Genomic DNA, 14,976 nt, shown 5'->3' with positions numbered 1-14,976 from the left:
AACGACAAAAAGATGGAGGTAGATAAATGAACACGCGCACCGCAACACGTATCAGTCAGCCGTTCGCGGCAAGGGCGCAAGTGGACGCCGATGACCCTGAGGCATTCAATCACTGCTTCGCCGAACTCAACGGCATTCGCATGCATTACATCGACGAGGGACAGGGTCCGCTCGTCATCCTGCTGCACGGTTTTCCCTATCTTTGGTACATGTGGCGACGCCAGATCGTGGCGTTGACCGAGGCCGGTTATCGAGTCGTGGTCCCCGATCAACGGGGGTTTGGTCAAACGGATCGACCCGATGCCATTGAAGCCTATGACATGACTCAGGCAGTCGGCGACATGGTGGGCTTGATGGCGACTCTGGGCGAAACGTCCGCGGTGATCATTGGGCACGACTTGGGCGCCTGGGTGGCCCAAGCGGCAGCCATGCTACGGCCGGATCTGATCCGTGGCCTGGTGATGCTCAATACGCCGGTGCCACCACGCGGCAAGGTCAAGCCGACCGCAGGTTTGCAGGCAATGGCGAAGGGCCGGGTGTATCACCACCTGTATTTCCAGCAGCTCGACAAGCCGGATCGCGAGTTGGCCAGCGACCCGCGCAAGACCTTGCGTAGCGTTTTCTATTCGATTTCCGGCAGTGCTGTCGGCGCTGAACGTTGGCGTCTGTTCGTCGAGCAAGGTGAGCCCATTCTCAATGCCTTCACTGAACCGAAGGGCGAGTTCCCATCATGGCTGAGCGCACGGGCGCTCGATTACTACGTCGCCGAATACACGCGCACCGGGTTTACCGGTGCCTTGAACTACTATCGCTGTCGCGACCGGAACTGGGAAATCACCGCGTTTCTTGACGGTGCGGTGGTGCGCCAGCCGAGCATGTTCATCGGTGGTGCTGCCGACCCTTCACTGGAGCCGGTCGAAATCCGCGGTCTCTACGATCAGCTCGACACCTATCTACCCGGGCTAAAGAAAAAAGTACTGCTACCCGGCGTGGGCCATAGCGCCGCGGAAGAAAACGCCGGACAAGTCAACGAACTGCTCCTGACGTTTCTCGAGCAGTTCTAACGGTTGGGGGACGAGCGCCTTGGTGCGCTCGCCCCGACTCGCGTTTTTCGCGGCGATGCCTGTAACTCAGTTGAATGCCGTCAGATCTTTCGGTGCGATGTCATACTGCTCGCAGTAGGCAAGGTAGCGATGCAATCCTGACTTCCAGTTTTCGAGCGCGACGATGTTGTCGTTCCCGTCCAGAAACGCGAGATCGCCATTAACCTGAACCAGCGTGAGCACATAGCCGTCTGTGCTTCCCGTGCTGACGACTTCAGGCGTGTGAGTCGATCCGGCCGTCTCATAGACGATGCTGCCAGGGCCGGCGATCCAGTCATGCTCCTTGTATTTCCACTGGCCTTCGATCGTGTAGACCATCACCGTACCCGTGTGGTGATGCTTGGGCAGTTGCATGTCGATCGGCGACTTCATCATGACGATCCATTCACCACGGATGGGGTCAAGCTTGAAGTACTTCAGCAGGACGTTTTCCGCATAGGGCGTAAAGGGTACCCACGGCAGCGATTCGCCATCGATGACTGCGGTGTCGATGTGTTCGTAGAGCATGTCTATCTCCATTGATGCGGTTCAGATCGAGTATTCGTCGGCAGCCAAGGCCGCCCGACAATCTCTGATGGTCGGGTGGCCTGGTTTCTCTGGGGAGACTGTTCGAATCAGGTGAGCGGGGTGCCCGCAAGGGTGGCGCGGAGCATCTTTCTTGGCGCATTGCCGTAGTCAGCCACCGCGTAGTGCTGGACTTGCAAGTTATCCCACATGGCAACCGTGTTGGTGCGCCACTTCAGGCGTACCTGGTACTCCGGAATCGCCGCCTGAGAGGTCAGGTAGTTCATCAGGTGATGAGCCTCGGGCATGAAGTCCTGGCCGTAGCGGATGTCCTCGAAGTTGAAGAAATTCGCGAAATGGGTGGTGAACGCGGAGTTGACGAACAGCACCTTTTCACCTGTTTCAGGGTGGATCAGTACCACCGGGTGTTCAGCGGCGGGGGTCTTCAGGGCCATGGCGTGACGATCTTCGCGGGGCAACTGGGCACCAAAGGAGTGCTCGGCACTGTGTTTTGCGAACAGACCTTCGATCCGTTGCTTGATGGTGTCGGGCAGGTTTTCGTAAGCCATCACCATGTTGGAGAACAGGGTGTCGCCGCCGGATTCAGGGCCTTGCTCACAGCGCAATATCGCTCCGCGAGGTGGCGCCGGCTTAAAGGTGACATCGGTATGCCACAGGTTTTCGCGGCTCGCTTTTTCGACAAAGCTCTTGGGCTTACTCAGGTCGAGGTTGCGGTACAGCATCAGCAGCTTGTCTGCCTCCGGATGGCTCGGCGCCAAGGGATGACCTTCCAAATCGCCGAATTGCGCGGCGAAGTGCTGTTGCTCCGTGGGGGTGATGTCCTGATCGCGAAAAAACAGCACTTTGTGCTTCAACCACAGCGCCCGGATTTCCGCGATCAGTTCTGGGTCCTGGGCAGCATCGGCCAGGTTGATATTGCTGAGTTCGGCACCGATGGCGGGGGAGCAAATTTCCACCTTGATCGAATGCTGGCGCACTGACGATCGGATAATGGCGGGTGCCGAGGGAGGGAGTTGTGAAGGCGTGTCTTGGGTGGCGATTATTGTCATTGTTGTCTCCAATCCGGGCTTGTACGGCGTTGCGCAATATGTGCATCCGCTATGGGTAACTGCTCCCTGCCAAATTGGGCAGAGGCACCGGGCCTATAGTAGGTATCGCGGGCGCGACGCCATGGGCTTGGCAGGACAGTTTCTTCGCATATTGAGACAAGGGAGGAGAGGAAAACGAACAACATTGCGATGCAGGTTGGGTGATCCGATTTTGGCTGAAAGTGGCCTTTGATGAGAGGCAGCTTTTGGTTGAAAGCGGTCTTTCACGACGGCCATTTAAGACGTGCGGACGACCCATCAATGCCAGAGCTCACGATTGTTCCAGTAAGGCAAACCACCTATTGATAGTGCACCCAAAATGTTGTGGTCACTTCAATATCACGAGTACCCGGAAGTATCAGCCTACGCCTCCGCTTACATCCGGTGATGTTCCAGCAAGAAGTCCACGAACAATCGCACCCGCGCCGGCATTGCCGCCCCACCGACGAACACCGCATGAATCGGTTCCTGGTCCCCGGGGTTCCAGGCTTCCAGCAGCGGTATCAGGTCACCGCGCTGCAGATCCTCGCTCACGCTGAACTCGCCGATACGCGCAATGCCGGCACCTACTCGCGCGAGTTGTGCCAGCGCTTCACCACTGCTGCATTCGATGTTGCCGCTGACCTTCAGGGAAAACTCTCTTCCGTCGCGGATGAACGGCCAGTTGGGTTCGGCACGCCGGAAGTTGAAGCGTAGGCAGTTGTGCCGTAGCAGGTCTTCCGGTTCCTGGGGGATGCCGTGGCGCTGCAGATACTCGGGTGATGCCACCACTATCTGGCCGGTGTCGCCGATCCTGCGCGCGGTCAGCGGGCTGTCGGGCAGATGGCCAAAGCGTACCGCGACGTCGGCCTGGCCGCCGAGAATGTCGACCACTTCGTCGCCGAGGGTGAGGTCGACGACGATGTTCGGGTAACGGGCGCTGAATGCTGCCACCAAGGGAACGATGGCCAGCCGCCCATGGCCAAGGGCGGCGCTGACCCGCAATCGGCCCCTTGGTACGCCCTGGTCGGCGATGGCTTCTTCGACCTCGGCCATGTCGGCCAGGATACGCCGGGCGCCGCGCAGGAAAGCCTCGCCCTCGGCGGTGAAGGTGATCGCTCGGGTGGTGCGCAACAGCAGGCGGGTGCCAAGACGTTGTTCGGTACGCGAGATGATCCGACTGACCGCCGAGGGTGTCAGCCCCAATGCACGCGCGGCGGCCGACAGGCTGCCTTCCTGCGCCACGGTGGTAAACACGCTCATTTCACCTGACCTGCCGTTGAAATCCACTTGTGCCTCCTGCGCAAAGGTGATTACCAAAAATGCTATCTACCGCCTGAAAAGACTGGATCGTAGCATCAGCGGCATAGATAAGGAGCTTTCCATGCGTATCAATCCACCACTTGTCGCACTCGCCATCGGTGCCTTTGGCATCGGCGTAACAGAATTCGCTCCCATGGGCATGTTGCCGGGTATCGCTGCGGATCTCGGCGTTTCCATTCCCGCCGCAGGTCTGTTGGTCAGTGCTTACGCCTTGGGCGTACTGCTCGGCGCGCCCCTGATGACCCTGACCACCGGCAGGATTCCCCGGCGCTATCTGCTGATCGGACTCATGGCGATTTTCACCCTGGGTAATCTGATGTCAGCCCTGGCTACCGATTACTACAGCCTCATGGTCGCCAGGGTGGTGACCTCACTGAACCACGGTGCGTTCTTTGGCGTTGGCTCCATCGTCGCCGCTAGCGTGGTCGCCCCGGAGAAACGTGCCGGGGCGGTGGCGGCAATGTTCATGGGCCTGACCCTGGCGACCATCGGCGGTGTGCCGCTGGCCGCCTGGTTTGGCGAACTGTTCGGTTGGCGCACCGCTTTCTGGGGTATTACCGGCCTGGGCCTGTTGACCATGGCCGCGTTGTGGTTCGCCCTGCCTAACCTGAAGACGCCGCAAAACGTCGGTGTAATGGCGGAAATTCGGGTATTGGGGCGCGGCCCGGTGCTGGGAGCGCTGGCCCTGACCGTAGTCGGCTCGAGTGCCATGTTCACCGTCTTCACCTACATTGCGCCGATCCTCAGCAGCGAGACCCATGCGTCCACCGCCTTCATCACCGCCATGCTGGTGCTATTCGGTGTCGGGTTGACGCTGGGTAACATGTGGGGCGGCAAGGCCGCTGACCGCTCGATAGATCGCACTCTGATCATCTCGCTGAGCGTGCTGATTCTCGTCTTGTTGGCGTTCACCGTACTGATGCGTTGGCCGCTGCCGGCTGCCGTAGCCATCTTGATTTGGGGTATCGCCAGCTTTGCCCTGGTGCCGCCGCTACAGATGCGCGTCATGGAAGCAGCGAAGGACGCGCCCAATCTTGCCTCTGCGGTGAACATTGGCGCCTTCAATTTTGGCAACGCGATTGGCGCAGCGCTGGGCGGAGCGGTGATCAACGCGGGTCTGGGTTATCCGGCGATTTCCCTGGCCGGAGCGGCGATGGCAGGCCTGGGGCTGCTGATGGTGTTGGCTTTTGCCTGGCGCTCCAGAACGATTGAAGCAGCAGTGGTGTGACGAAGATGAAGGGGGAGTGATTCGTTACCATCGATGAGTGGCGGCAAGTGGTAGATTTCTGCCGTTGCTGACCGGCAGATACGGCCGAAAGCTGCCTACCGCCCAATCTCAAACGCATCCTTCACTTTTTGGTCGAGCTATTTAATTTGGGTGGAGGAGGGGGCGGAGAGGTGGGGTTGCGGAAATGGCCGAAAAGATGCGGAAACGATCCATAAAGAGAGGAGCAAAATTCCTGAATGCCAGAAACGACAAAGCCCTGAAAAATCAGGGCTTTGTCGTACATAAGATGGCGGAGGCGATGGGATTCGAACTCATGGACCTGTTACAGTCGACGGTTTTCAAGACCGTTGCCTTAAACCACTCGGCCACACCTCCGTTTGCGTTGCGGGCGCCATAATACCTGAATGAAACACACTGTCAAACTCTCTGCATGGCTTGTTACAGAGCGTCTGTTATGATCTTTGCGACTGAACGTTTCAAACCCAACAGGAGTGTCGCCATGCGCGAACAGGATTACGCAGTTAATAACAGCGTGCAGGCTGAGCAGCTAGAGGTTAGCCGCGTCCTGCGCAACACTTACGGCTTACTCGCTCTCACCCTCGCATTCAGCGGCGTGATGGCGTTTGTCGCGCAGCAGATGCGTGTCGGCTACCCGAATATCTTCGTGGTGCTGATCGGCTTCTACGGCCTTTTTTTTCTTACCAACAAACTCCGTGACTCGGCGTGGGGCCTGGTGTCTGCGTTCGCGCTGACCGGTTTCATGGGTTTCCTGCTCGGCCCGATCCTCAACCGTTACCTGGGTATGCAGGGCGGCGCGGAAGTGGTCAGTTCGGCCTTCGCGATGACCGCGCTGGTGTTCGGCGGCCTGTCGGCTTATGTGCTGATCACCCGTAAGGACATGAGCTTCCTCGGTGGTTTCATCACAGCCGGTTTCTTTGTGCTGCTGGGCGCGACTCTGGCGAGCTTGTTCTTCCAGATCAGCGGTCTGCAACTGGCGATCAGCGCAGGTTTCGTGCTGTTCTCGTCGGTGTGCATTCTGTTCCAGACCAGCGCCATCATTCACGGCGGCGAGCGCAACTACATCATGGCGACCATCAGCCTGTATGTATCGATCTACAACCTGTTCGTCAGCTTGTTGCAACTGTTCGGCATCATGAGCCGCGATGATTGATCGCCAGCCCTGAGTAAAAAACCCGCTTCGGCGGGTTTTTTATTGTCTGTGATTTGGCTCAGCGCGTTGGTTTCAATCGGGTTCGTGGCAACACACGCAGAGTTTGTTGCCGTCCGGGTCGCGCATGTAGGCGCCGAAGTAGTCGGGATGGTAGTGCGGACGCAGGCCGGGCGGCCCCTCGCAGGATCCACCATGAACCATGGCCAGTGCGTGACAGCGGTTGACGATCTCGCGACTCGGCGCAAGCAGGGCGATCATCTGCCCATTGCCCGGTTTGGCCGGCTGTTCGTCGAACGCTGTGCCAATGACGAACAGCGGACGCGGTGCACCCTTGCTCATCCACGCAGCCCAGGGTTTGCCGGGGTCGCAAAATTTCATCTGCAGCTGCAGTGCATCCATGATCGGTTGGTAGAACGCTAATGCACGATCGAAGTCGGTGATACCGATAAAAACGTGGGACAACATTCACCTGCTCCTTATTCGGCCACAATGATGCTGCCATCAGCCTGCTGCCGATAAATGGTGTAGGGCAGCAGCATGGTATCGAGAACGCCGGAAATCACTACATCCAGCAGGACAACGGGCGTGCCAGCGCCATCATATTGGTACTCATCAATGCCCGGGCCTGGAAGCGCATGCAGGGTGCAAAAATCATAAGTCACGCCGCTATAAATCCGTGGAACCGCACCGCAGTAGGTTTTCCGTTCCTTAAGACGTTTCACCGCAGCCTCGTCACTGCGCACTACCGTCTCGAACGTACCGCAGCCGGCGAGCATCAGCGCCGCCAGTAACATGACTTGAGTTTTCATACCGCCAATCCTTCGCCGGAAAAAGATCAATCTACGCTTTCGCGAACAAAACAGCACTCACGCCATCGGTGGCAACCGGCGTTTGACCGGGGTCTTCTTGACGATGGCGGTGTTGGTTTCGGCGTGGCTGTTGAGGCGATCGAGGAGGGTGTCCAGTTGTTCCATCGAGCGCACATGCAGGCGGGCGATGAAACAGTCGTCGCCGGTGACTTTGTCGCACTCGGTGAATTCGGGGATGGCCTGAATCTGTCGCTCCACTTCCTGTAACTGGCCCGGCAACGGGCGGATGCGGACGATGGCCTGGAGTTGATAACCGAAGCATTTGGGGTCGATCTCGACGGTATAGCCCTTGAGCACGCCACGTTCTTCGAGGCGGCGCAGGCGCTCGGCGACGCTGGGCGAGGACAGGCCGCTGATCTGTGCCAGGGCCTTGAGCGAGCGGCGTGAGTCTTCCATCAGCGCGCTGATCAGCACTTGGTCGATGTCGTCGGTCATGGCGAATCCCCTGTTAGGCAATCAGCTGAATAAGCCTTGATAAAAAAGGCAGAAGCCGAGTTTAGCCTGCTTTTTGCGCTGGAGAAGCCCCCCGGTGGATTGGCATACTTTGGGCTCAAACACGGGAGGTTGATGATGGACAAAACACTACGTCGCGGCTCATTCGAGATGACCGCCGCCATGCTGATTTCCGGGACCATTGGTTGGTTCGTGCTGGTGTCCGGGCAACCGGTGCTGGACGTGGTGTTCTGGCGCTGCGTGTTCGGTGCCGCCACCTTATTGCTGATCTGCGCGGCGTTCGGCTTTCTGCGCCCTGGCATTTTGACGTCCACCACTTTCCTCCTGGCCGTGCTGAGCGGTGTGGCGATTGTCGGCAACTGGGTGTTGTTATTCGCATCTTACTCCCGCGCCTCGATTGCCATTGGCACGGCGGTTTATAACGTCCAGCCGTTTATGCTGGTGGGGCTGGCCGCGCTGTTTCTGGGAGAGAAAATCACCCTGCAGAAACTGTTCTGGCTGGGCATTTCGTTTCTCGGCATGCTGGCGATTGTCAGCGCACATGGTGGGCAGGGCGAGGGCGGCAACGATTACCTGATGGGGATTGGTCTGGCGCTGGGGGCTGCCTTTCTGTATGCGATTGCCGCGCTGATCATCAAACGCCTGACCGGTACGCCACCGCATCTGATCGCGTTGATCCAGGTCTGCACCGGCGTGCTGTTGCTCGCGCCCTTTGCGCATTTCTCGGCGATACCGCAAACGCCCGATGCCTGGGCCAGTCTGGTGACTCTGGGCATCGTGCATACCGGTCTGATGTATGTGTTGCTCTACGGCGCGATTCAAAAACTGCCGACAGCGCTGACCGGTGCGCTGTCGTTCATCTACCCGATTGCGGCGATTTTCGTTGACTGGTTCGCCTTCGGCCATCGCCTGGAGCCGCTGCAATGGATCGGTGTTGCCGCGATTCTGTTGGCCGCCGCCGGGATGCAACAGGGGTGGGGCTTAAAGCTTCGGCGGGTGGCTACACAATAAACAGACTCTCAGATGTTCCAGCGCGGTGCGGTCTTCGCCAAGCGCTGGCGCATCTCGCCGATGTTCGCGGTCAATTGTCGGGTCAGCAATCGATAGCCATCCAGCGGACTGTAGACCGGCGCACCGAGCGTTGAGTCTGATGGCGATTCGGCTGGCCGGCTGAGCCGTTGCGAAGCGCCCGATTTCAATGCCCGGGCCATACCGATCAGTTGCACCCGAATCTGTCGATGTTCAGCTTTCAATGCCGATTGCAGATGGGCCATTGCCTCGGCGTCATCGGCATTCGGTCGGCTATTGCCGAGGATTTCCAGGATGCTGACGCACATCCGCAGATTGCGCTGAATCGCATCGAGTTCGGTCATGGAAACTCGCACTTCCTTGGACACCGAGGGCATCAATGAGCGCAGTTGTATCATCACCGTGTTCAAGCGATTCATCAGTTTCAGGTGTTCGTCAGCGGTGACGGACTCACCCTTGATGATGCGGCCGTAGATTGCCGCGCAGTCGCGCAACGCATCGGCCAGGTTGTAGCGCCAGGAGTACACCGCATAGAGCGGCAGGGCGAAGGAGAAGGCCAGTGCCAAGGCGATGCCGATCAGAATATCCACCCCGCGCCACAGGCCATCGGTGACGGGGTTGTCACCGTGCCCCGCGACGATAAACACGGTGATCGCCGACAGCAGCGCCGTGTAACCGCCCTTGCCGATGGCGTGGTACGAGAAGAATCCGCACACCACCGACATTGCGAAATAGGTCAGCCACGGCATCCCGAGCCAGGCCTGTTGCGCCACCAGCAACAAGCCGACGCCGGCCCCGATCAAGGTGCCGATAGCCCGCTCGGCGGCTTTTTTGCCGATATTGCCGTGGTGTTGCAAACCACCGATCACCACCAGCATGGTCACCGACGCCCATTCGCCGTGGGGCAGGTTGATACCGGTGGTCAGCAGGATCGTCGCCAGCAATCCCAACGAAACCCGCACCGCATGGATCAGTTTGGCGTGGCGGTAGCGCCGGTACGGGTCCAGTAACGGACGCAGTATCCGGCGCAACAGCGGTGGCAGTCGAAGGCTTCTGATGATGCTCAGGCTCGGTGTCCTCAGAAGATGTAGTCGGTGGTCAGGAAGCTCGAGTTTCGTCCGCTGATGATCTCGCTGAGAAGCTCTTTGCTGCTCTCCTGGAATTTGGTCGCCACCAGGGTCCGAATCGAAAACACTCGCAGCGCATCATGTACCGACAGCGTGCCTTCGGCGGAGTTCTTGCGACCATTGAACGGATAGGTGTCTGGACCGCGCTGGCACTGGGCGTTGAGGTTGATCCGGCCGACTTGGTTGGCGAACGTGTCCACGAGCCTGCCGACCGCCACCGGGTTGGTGCCGAAAATGCTCAGTTGCTGGCCGAAGTCGGACTCCAGGACGTAATCGATCACGGTGTCCAGATGACGGTAAGGCACGATCGGCACAACCGGGCCGAACTGTTCTTCCTGGTAGACGCGCATCTGCGGTGTCACCGGGTACAACACGGCCGGGTAGAAGAACGATGCGCGGGATTCACCGCCGTTGGGGTTAACCACGGCTGCACCTTTGCTGACCGCGTCTGCCACCAGCGTGTACAGGTAATCGACCTTGCCTGATTCCGGCAATGGCGTCAGGGCCACGCCGCTGTCCCACGGCATGCCGGGTTTGAGGCTGGCGAGTTTGGCGTTGAATTTCTCGATGAACGCCTCGACCACGTCTTCATGGACGAAGAGGATTTTCAGCGCGGTGCAGCGCTGACCGTTGAACGACAGGGAACCGGTGACGGCTTCATTGACCGCGTTGTCCAGATCGACCTCCGGCAGAACGATGCCGGGGTTCTTCGCATCCAGGCCCAGCGCCGCACGCAGGCGGTGAGGCCTTGGGTGGAGTTTTTTCAGGTCGCTGGCGGCCTTGTTGGTGCCGATGAACGCAAAGATATCGATCTTGCCGCTGGCCATCAGCGCACTGACGGTTTCGCGGCCGCTGCCGTAAATGACGTTGATCACCCCGGCCGGGAAGCTGTCGCGGAACGCTTCGAGCAGCGGGCGAATCAACAGCACGCCGAGCTTTGCCGGTTTGAACACCACGGTGTTGCCCATGATCAGGGCCGGAATCAGCGTGGTGAAGGTTTCGTTCAGCGGGTAATTGTAAGGTCCCATGCACAACGCCACACCCAACGGCACGCGGCGGATCTGGCCGAGGGTGTCCTGTTCCAGTTCGAAGCGGCTGGAGCGGCGGTCGAGCTCCTTGAGGGCGTTGATGGTGTCGACGATGTAGTCGCAGGTGCGGTCGAACTCTTTCTCCGAGTCCTTGAGGTTTTTGCCGATCTCCCACATCAGCAACTTGACCACCGCCTCGCGCTGTTCGCGCATGCGAGCCAGGAAGGTTTCGACGTGCTGGATACGCTCGGCCACGCGCATGGTCGGCCACAGGCCCTGGCCGCGATCATAGGCGCGGACGGCGGCGTCGAGCGCGGTCAATGCGGTGTCGGCATCGAGCAGCGGCGTGCTGCCGAGAATCACTTGTTCATCGCCATTCGCACCGCTCAGGTACACCGGACTACGGACTTGGGCGAGGGGCCCGGACCAGGTTTTCAGTTCGCCATCGACCAGATACTCGCGCTGCTCGGTCTGGCCGTTGAGGCGGTATTTTTCCGGGACGTTGTCGGCGGTGGGAAACAGGTTGCCAAGGATCTGTGCTGTGGTCATGTCGCTACCCCGTCTGGATTGGGTGATGCGGATAAGGTGTTATCGCTACGTTCCGTTATTAGGTCAAGGCCTGATCAGCATAGCTGAATCGTTTTACCAAGATCGCAACACATTGTCATGACCCGCTGATCTTTTGACCTGAGCGCACACAACTGAGCATCCCCCGGTTAAACTTCACGCTCTTTCTGAAGGAGTTCATATGAGTTATTACCAGCCGGGCATTCTCGCCACCCCTGTTCCGCCTCAAGCTCGTCATATGTTCTTCGCCCTTGAATCCGCCGAGGCACTGCCGGCTGCGCTGGATAATCTGATGCGCCTGGTGGACGGAAAGTCGGCGGTCGTCGGTTTCGGTGAATCCCTGGTCAAGGCGCTGCACGCGCAGATCGACGGGCTGCGTGCCTTTCCTGCGCTGGTCGGTGTCGGCGTCGACAACCCGTCGACCCAACACGCGCTCTGGTGCTGGCTGCACGGTGTTGACCGTGGCGAACTGCTCAATCGCAGTCATGCGATCGAAGCCGCGCTGGCACCGGCCCTGCGTCTGGTGCAGATGAACGAAACCTTTCGTCACATGACCGGCCATGACCTGACCGGTTACGAAGACGGCACCGAAAACCCTCACGACGAAGCCGCTGTGGCCGCCGCGTTGTTGGGCGAAGGCGCTGAGGGACTGGTCGGTGGCAGCTTCGCCGCGATTCAGCAGTGGCAGCATGATTTGAAAGGCTTTCACGCGATGCCGTCCCATGAGAAAGACAACATCATGGGCCGGCGCCTGAGCGACAACGAAGAACTCGACGACGCGCCGATCTCCGCTCACGTCAAACGCACCGCCCAGGAAAGCTTCACACCCGAAGCCTTCGTGGTCCGTCGCTCGATGCCGTGGATCGAAGGTGATCGTGCCGGCCTGATGTTCCTGGCCTTCGGTTTTTCCCTCGATGCGTTCGAATCCCAGCTGCGGCGCATGAGCGGTCTGGAAGACGGCATCACCGACGGTCTGTATCGCATCAGTCGGCCGATCACCGGCGGCTACTACTGGTGCCCACCGCTCAAGGACGGTCGCCTCGACCTGCGCGCACTGCGCATCGGTTGAACCTGCAGTGTCTATGAGCGTGGTGCGCTGGGGCATGATTGGGTGCGGCAGTGTGGCCGAGCGCAAGAGCGGGCCGGCGTTCTACAAGGCGCCCGGCTCGGCGCTGTTGGCGGTGATGGGACGGCGTCTGGAGGCGGTGAGCGATTACGCCGCGCGCCACGGCATTGCCCGGGCCTACACCGACGCCAGCGCGCTGATCAACGACCCCGAGGTGGACGCGGTGTACATCGCCACGCCCCCCGACAGCCATCACGCTTACAGCCTGCAAGTGGCTGCCGCCGGCAAACATTGCTGCGTCGAAAAACCAATGTCGCTGAGCGCCGGGCAAAGCCGTGAGATGCAAAAAGCCTTTGCCGAGGCCGGACTGCACCTCTTCGTTTCTTATTACCGACGCTCGTTGCCGCGCTTCCAGCAGGTTCGACAATGGCTGGAGGAGGGCCGGATCGGCGAAGTCTGGAACCTGATCTGGACGCTGACCAAAGCGCCTTCATCGAGCGACCTTGGCGGCACAGACAACTGGCGAACCGACCCGGCGATTGCCGGCGGTGGTTACTTCGCCGACCTCGCCAGCCATGGCTTCGACCTGTTCCAGTACCTGCTGGGTGACATCGTTGAGGTCGCCGGTTTCACCGCGCATCAGGCTGGTCTCTATGCCGCCGAAGATGCCGTCAGCGCCAGTTGGCGATTTGCATCGGGGGCGTTGGGCATGGGCTGCTGGAATTTTGTGGCGGACCGTCGCGAGGACCGGGTCGAGGTAATCGGCAGCCAAGGCCGGATCAGCTTTTCGGTGTTCGACGAACATCCGGTACAGCTTGAGGCCGATGAACACCTCAGCCTGCACATCAAACATCACGAACACATCCAGTGGCACCACGTGCTGGGCATGAACGCCCACATCCGTGGCGAAGCGCAGCATCCGGCACTGGCCGAGCAAGCGTTGAAAACCGATTGGGTGATGGACCAGATCCTCAAGCGCGATTGAAGAAATAGAACGCGGCATCTACCCGTGGCCCTACTTGGCAAACCTCGCCCCCGAAAACGACTGATATCCCTGTGGGAGCGGGCAAGCCCGCTCCCACAGGAAGCAATAGCGGTCAGAGGATTGCTGACACTTAGCGCCCCTGCCGCGGGTTGAGCTGACTGGCGGTCCTTGTCAGGAAAAACCCAAAAGAGTACAAATGTACTCCATGACGACTTTAACTCCCCGCCGTACCGCCATCCTGACCTTCATCCGCGATCGAATCGCCGAACACGGTCAGCCCCCGAGCCTCGCTGAAATCAGCGAGGCCTTTGGCTTCGCCTCCCGCAGCGTGGCGCGCAAGCACGTGTTGGCGCTGACCGAGGCCGGTTTTATCGAGGTCAATCCGCATCAGGCGCGAGGTATCCGGCTATTGAATCAACCGCCGCGACCTGAGTTGCTGGACGTTCCGGTACTCGGTCGAGTGGCGGCCGGTGTGCCGATCGGTGCCGATGCCGAGGTCCACAGCCGTTTGCTGCTTGATCCGTCGATCTTCTCGCGGGTGCCGGATTACATGCTGCGGGTGCAGGGCGACTCGATGATTGAGGACGGCATTCTCGATGGTGATCTGGTGGGCGTGCGGCGCAACCCCGAAGCGGTCAACGGCCAGATCGTCGTGGCGCGGCTCGATGGTGAAGTCACCATCAAGCGTTTCGAGCGGGTCGGCGATTCTGTTCGCCTGCTACCGCGCAATCCGGCTTACAAGCCGATCATTGTTCGAGCCGATCAGGATCTGGCCATCGAAGGCGTGTTCTGCGGTCTGGTGAGGCAAGGGTGATGGGCGCCGTCGTTGCGTTGGATACGCTGTTCAATGGCGGCCAGATCTGGAAGGGCCGGCCTGCGCCACCGGCCGTCAGCCCGCAATCCACCGGACATGCGGCGCTGGATGCGGCATTGCCCACTGGCGGCTGGCCGGAAGCGGCGCTGACTGAAATCCTGTTGGCCGGGCAGGGCGTGGGTGAGTTGCAACTGGTATGGCCGGCGCTGGCGCGGCTGTCAGCGGCGGGGGAGCGTATCGTGCTGGTGGTGCCGCCTTACGTGCCGTATCCCCAGGCCTGGCAGAACGCCGGGGTTGATTTGCGGCAACTGTCGATTATCCAGGCCAGCGAGCGTGATGCGCTGTGGGCGGCGGAGCAATGCCTGCGTTCGGGCAGTTGCGGGGCGGTGTTGTGCTGGCCGCACAAAGCCGACGATCGAGCGTTGCGACGTTTGCAGGTGGCAGCGGAAACGGGTCAGACCCTGGCGTTCGCCTATCGCTCGATCAGTGAAGCCATCAACCCGTCGCCAGCGGCCCTGCGCATCGCCATCGACGCCAAACCTGCGCAATTGCGGGTGCTCAAGTGCCGGGGCGGGCTGGCCCGTTCGGCGCCCATTGCCTTTGCCGTCGGGCATTGAGGTT

General features: G+C 59.9%; 16 protein-coding genes and 1 tRNA gene. 8 read left to right on the top strand and 9 right to left on the bottom strand.

Going from position 1 to position 14,976, the window contains the following annotated elements; genetic code table 11:
* Window positions 1-26: 26 nt before the first annotated feature.
* A complete protein-coding gene (locus tag KVG95_RS10995) occupies window positions 27-1,064 on the top strand; it encodes an alpha/beta hydrolase (protein ID WP_217856378.1) in 1,038 nt (345 codons plus the stop codon).
* Window positions 1,065-1,130: 66 nt separating this feature from the next.
* Here the strand turns inward: KVG95_RS10995 and KVG95_RS10990 are convergent, their stop codons facing one another.
* The 3 genes from KVG95_RS10990 to KVG95_RS10980 form a co-directional block, all read right to left on the bottom strand.
* Window positions 1,131-1,610 carry a 2,4'-dihydroxyacetophenone dioxygenase family protein gene (locus KVG95_RS10990; RefSeq protein WP_217856376.1) on the bottom strand — a complete coding sequence of 160 codons (480 nt, stop codon included), beginning with the start codon at window positions 1,608-1,610 and terminating at the stop codon, window positions 1,131-1,133.
* 107 nt (window positions 1,611-1,717) lie between these two features.
* On the bottom strand, window positions 1,718-2,590 hold the full coding sequence (locus KVG95_RS10985) for a TauD/TfdA dioxygenase family protein (protein ID WP_217856514.1): 873 nt from the start codon (window positions 2,588-2,590) through the stop codon (window positions 1,718-1,720).
* 501 nt (window positions 2,591-3,091) lie between these two features.
* The gene (locus KVG95_RS10980) at window positions 3,092-3,985 is read right to left on the bottom strand and encodes a LysR family transcriptional regulator (protein WP_217856374.1); all 894 of its coding nucleotides are present in this window, start codon (window positions 3,983-3,985) and stop codon (window positions 3,092-3,094) included.
* 94 nt (window positions 3,986-4,079) lie between these two features.
* On the opposite strand from KVG95_RS10980, the gene KVG95_RS10975 reads away from it, so the two are divergent.
* Window positions 4,080-5,246, top strand: a complete 1,167-nt coding sequence (locus KVG95_RS10975) for an MFS transporter (RefSeq protein WP_217856372.1) — start codon at window positions 4,080-4,082, stop codon at window positions 5,244-5,246.
* 287 nt (window positions 5,247-5,533) lie between these two features.
* Here KVG95_RS10975 and KVG95_RS10970 read toward each other — a convergent pair.
* A tRNA-Ser gene (locus KVG95_RS10970) sits at window positions 5,534-5,621 on the bottom strand.
* A 124-nt stretch (window positions 5,622-5,745) separates the two neighbouring features.
* Here KVG95_RS10970 and KVG95_RS10965 point away from each other — a divergent pair.
* Window positions 5,746-6,417, top strand: coding sequence for a Bax inhibitor-1/YccA family protein (locus tag KVG95_RS10965; protein ID WP_007898177.1), 672 nt, complete (start codon window positions 5,746-5,748; stop codon window positions 6,415-6,417).
* A gap of 72 nt (window positions 6,418-6,489) precedes the next feature.
* Here the strand turns inward: KVG95_RS10965 and KVG95_RS10960 are convergent, their stop codons facing one another.
* The 3 genes from KVG95_RS10960 to KVG95_RS10950 are packed head-to-tail and all read right to left on the bottom strand — an operon-like array spanning window position 6,490 to window position 7,721.
* Entirely contained in the window at window positions 6,490-6,882 is a 393-nt protein-coding gene (locus tag KVG95_RS10960) for a VOC family protein (RefSeq protein ID WP_217856370.1), read from the bottom strand.
* An 11-nt stretch (window positions 6,883-6,893) separates the two neighbouring features.
* A complete protein-coding gene (locus tag KVG95_RS10955) occupies window positions 6,894-7,226 on the bottom strand; it encodes a YceK/YidQ family lipoprotein (protein WP_201062431.1) in 333 nt (110 codons plus the stop codon).
* A gap of 57 nt (window positions 7,227-7,283) precedes the next feature.
* The gene (locus KVG95_RS10950; RefSeq protein WP_008006559.1) at window positions 7,284-7,721 is read right to left on the bottom strand and encodes an Lrp/AsnC family transcriptional regulator; all 438 of its coding nucleotides are present in this window, start codon (window positions 7,719-7,721) and stop codon (window positions 7,284-7,286) included.
* A 135-nt stretch (window positions 7,722-7,856) separates the two neighbouring features.
* On the opposite strand from KVG95_RS10950, the gene KVG95_RS10945 reads away from it, so the two are divergent.
* Complete coding sequence (locus tag KVG95_RS10945) at window positions 7,857-8,750, top strand: DMT family transporter (RefSeq protein ID WP_217856368.1); 894 nt, start codon at window positions 7,857-7,859, stop codon at window positions 8,748-8,750.
* An 8-nt stretch (window positions 8,751-8,758) separates the two neighbouring features.
* On the opposite strand, the gene KVG95_RS10940 is transcribed toward KVG95_RS10945, so the two are convergent.
* Window positions 8,759-9,799 (bottom strand): FUSC family protein, encoded by a 1,041-nt coding sequence (locus KVG95_RS10940; RefSeq protein ID WP_217856366.1) that lies wholly within the window; start codon window positions 9,797-9,799, stop codon window positions 8,759-8,761.
* 47 nt (window positions 9,800-9,846) lie between these two features.
* Complete coding sequence (locus tag KVG95_RS10935) at window positions 9,847-11,472, bottom strand: NADP-dependent glyceraldehyde-3-phosphate dehydrogenase (RefSeq protein WP_217856364.1); 1,626 nt, start codon at window positions 11,470-11,472, stop codon at window positions 9,847-9,849.
* A 199-nt stretch (window positions 11,473-11,671) separates the two neighbouring features.
* Here KVG95_RS10935 and KVG95_RS10930 point away from each other — a divergent pair, with 199 nt between their 5' ends.
* The 4 genes from KVG95_RS10930 (at window position 11,672) to imuA (ending at window position 14,972) form a co-directional block, all read left to right on the top strand.
* Window positions 11,672-12,559 (top strand): Dyp-type peroxidase, encoded by an 888-nt coding sequence (locus tag KVG95_RS10930; protein ID WP_217856362.1) that lies wholly within the window; start codon window positions 11,672-11,674, stop codon window positions 12,557-12,559.
* A gap of 13 nt (window positions 12,560-12,572) precedes the next feature.
* Window positions 12,573-13,541, top strand: a complete 969-nt coding sequence (locus KVG95_RS10925) for a Gfo/Idh/MocA family protein (protein WP_217856360.1) — start codon at window positions 12,573-12,575, stop codon at window positions 13,539-13,541.
* A gap of 196 nt (window positions 13,542-13,737) precedes the next feature.
* On the top strand, window positions 13,738-14,355 hold the full coding sequence (lexA, locus tag KVG95_RS10920; protein WP_217856358.1) for a transcriptional repressor LexA: 618 nt from the start codon (window positions 13,738-13,740) through the stop codon (window positions 14,353-14,355).
* A complete protein-coding gene (imuA, locus tag KVG95_RS10915; protein WP_217856356.1) occupies window positions 14,355-14,972 on the top strand; it encodes a translesion DNA synthesis-associated protein ImuA in 618 nt (205 codons plus the stop codon). Before lexA ends, imuA begins: the two co-directional genes overlap by 1 nt.
* Window positions 14,973-14,976: the final 4 nt, after the last annotated feature.

The sequence above is a fragment of the Pseudomonas farris genome (genome assembly GCF_019145235.1).
Classification (GTDB): Bacteria; Pseudomonadota; Gammaproteobacteria; order Pseudomonadales; family Pseudomonadaceae; genus Aquipseudomonas; species Aquipseudomonas farris.
This window is presented reverse-complemented; position numbering and strand designations above follow the sequence as displayed.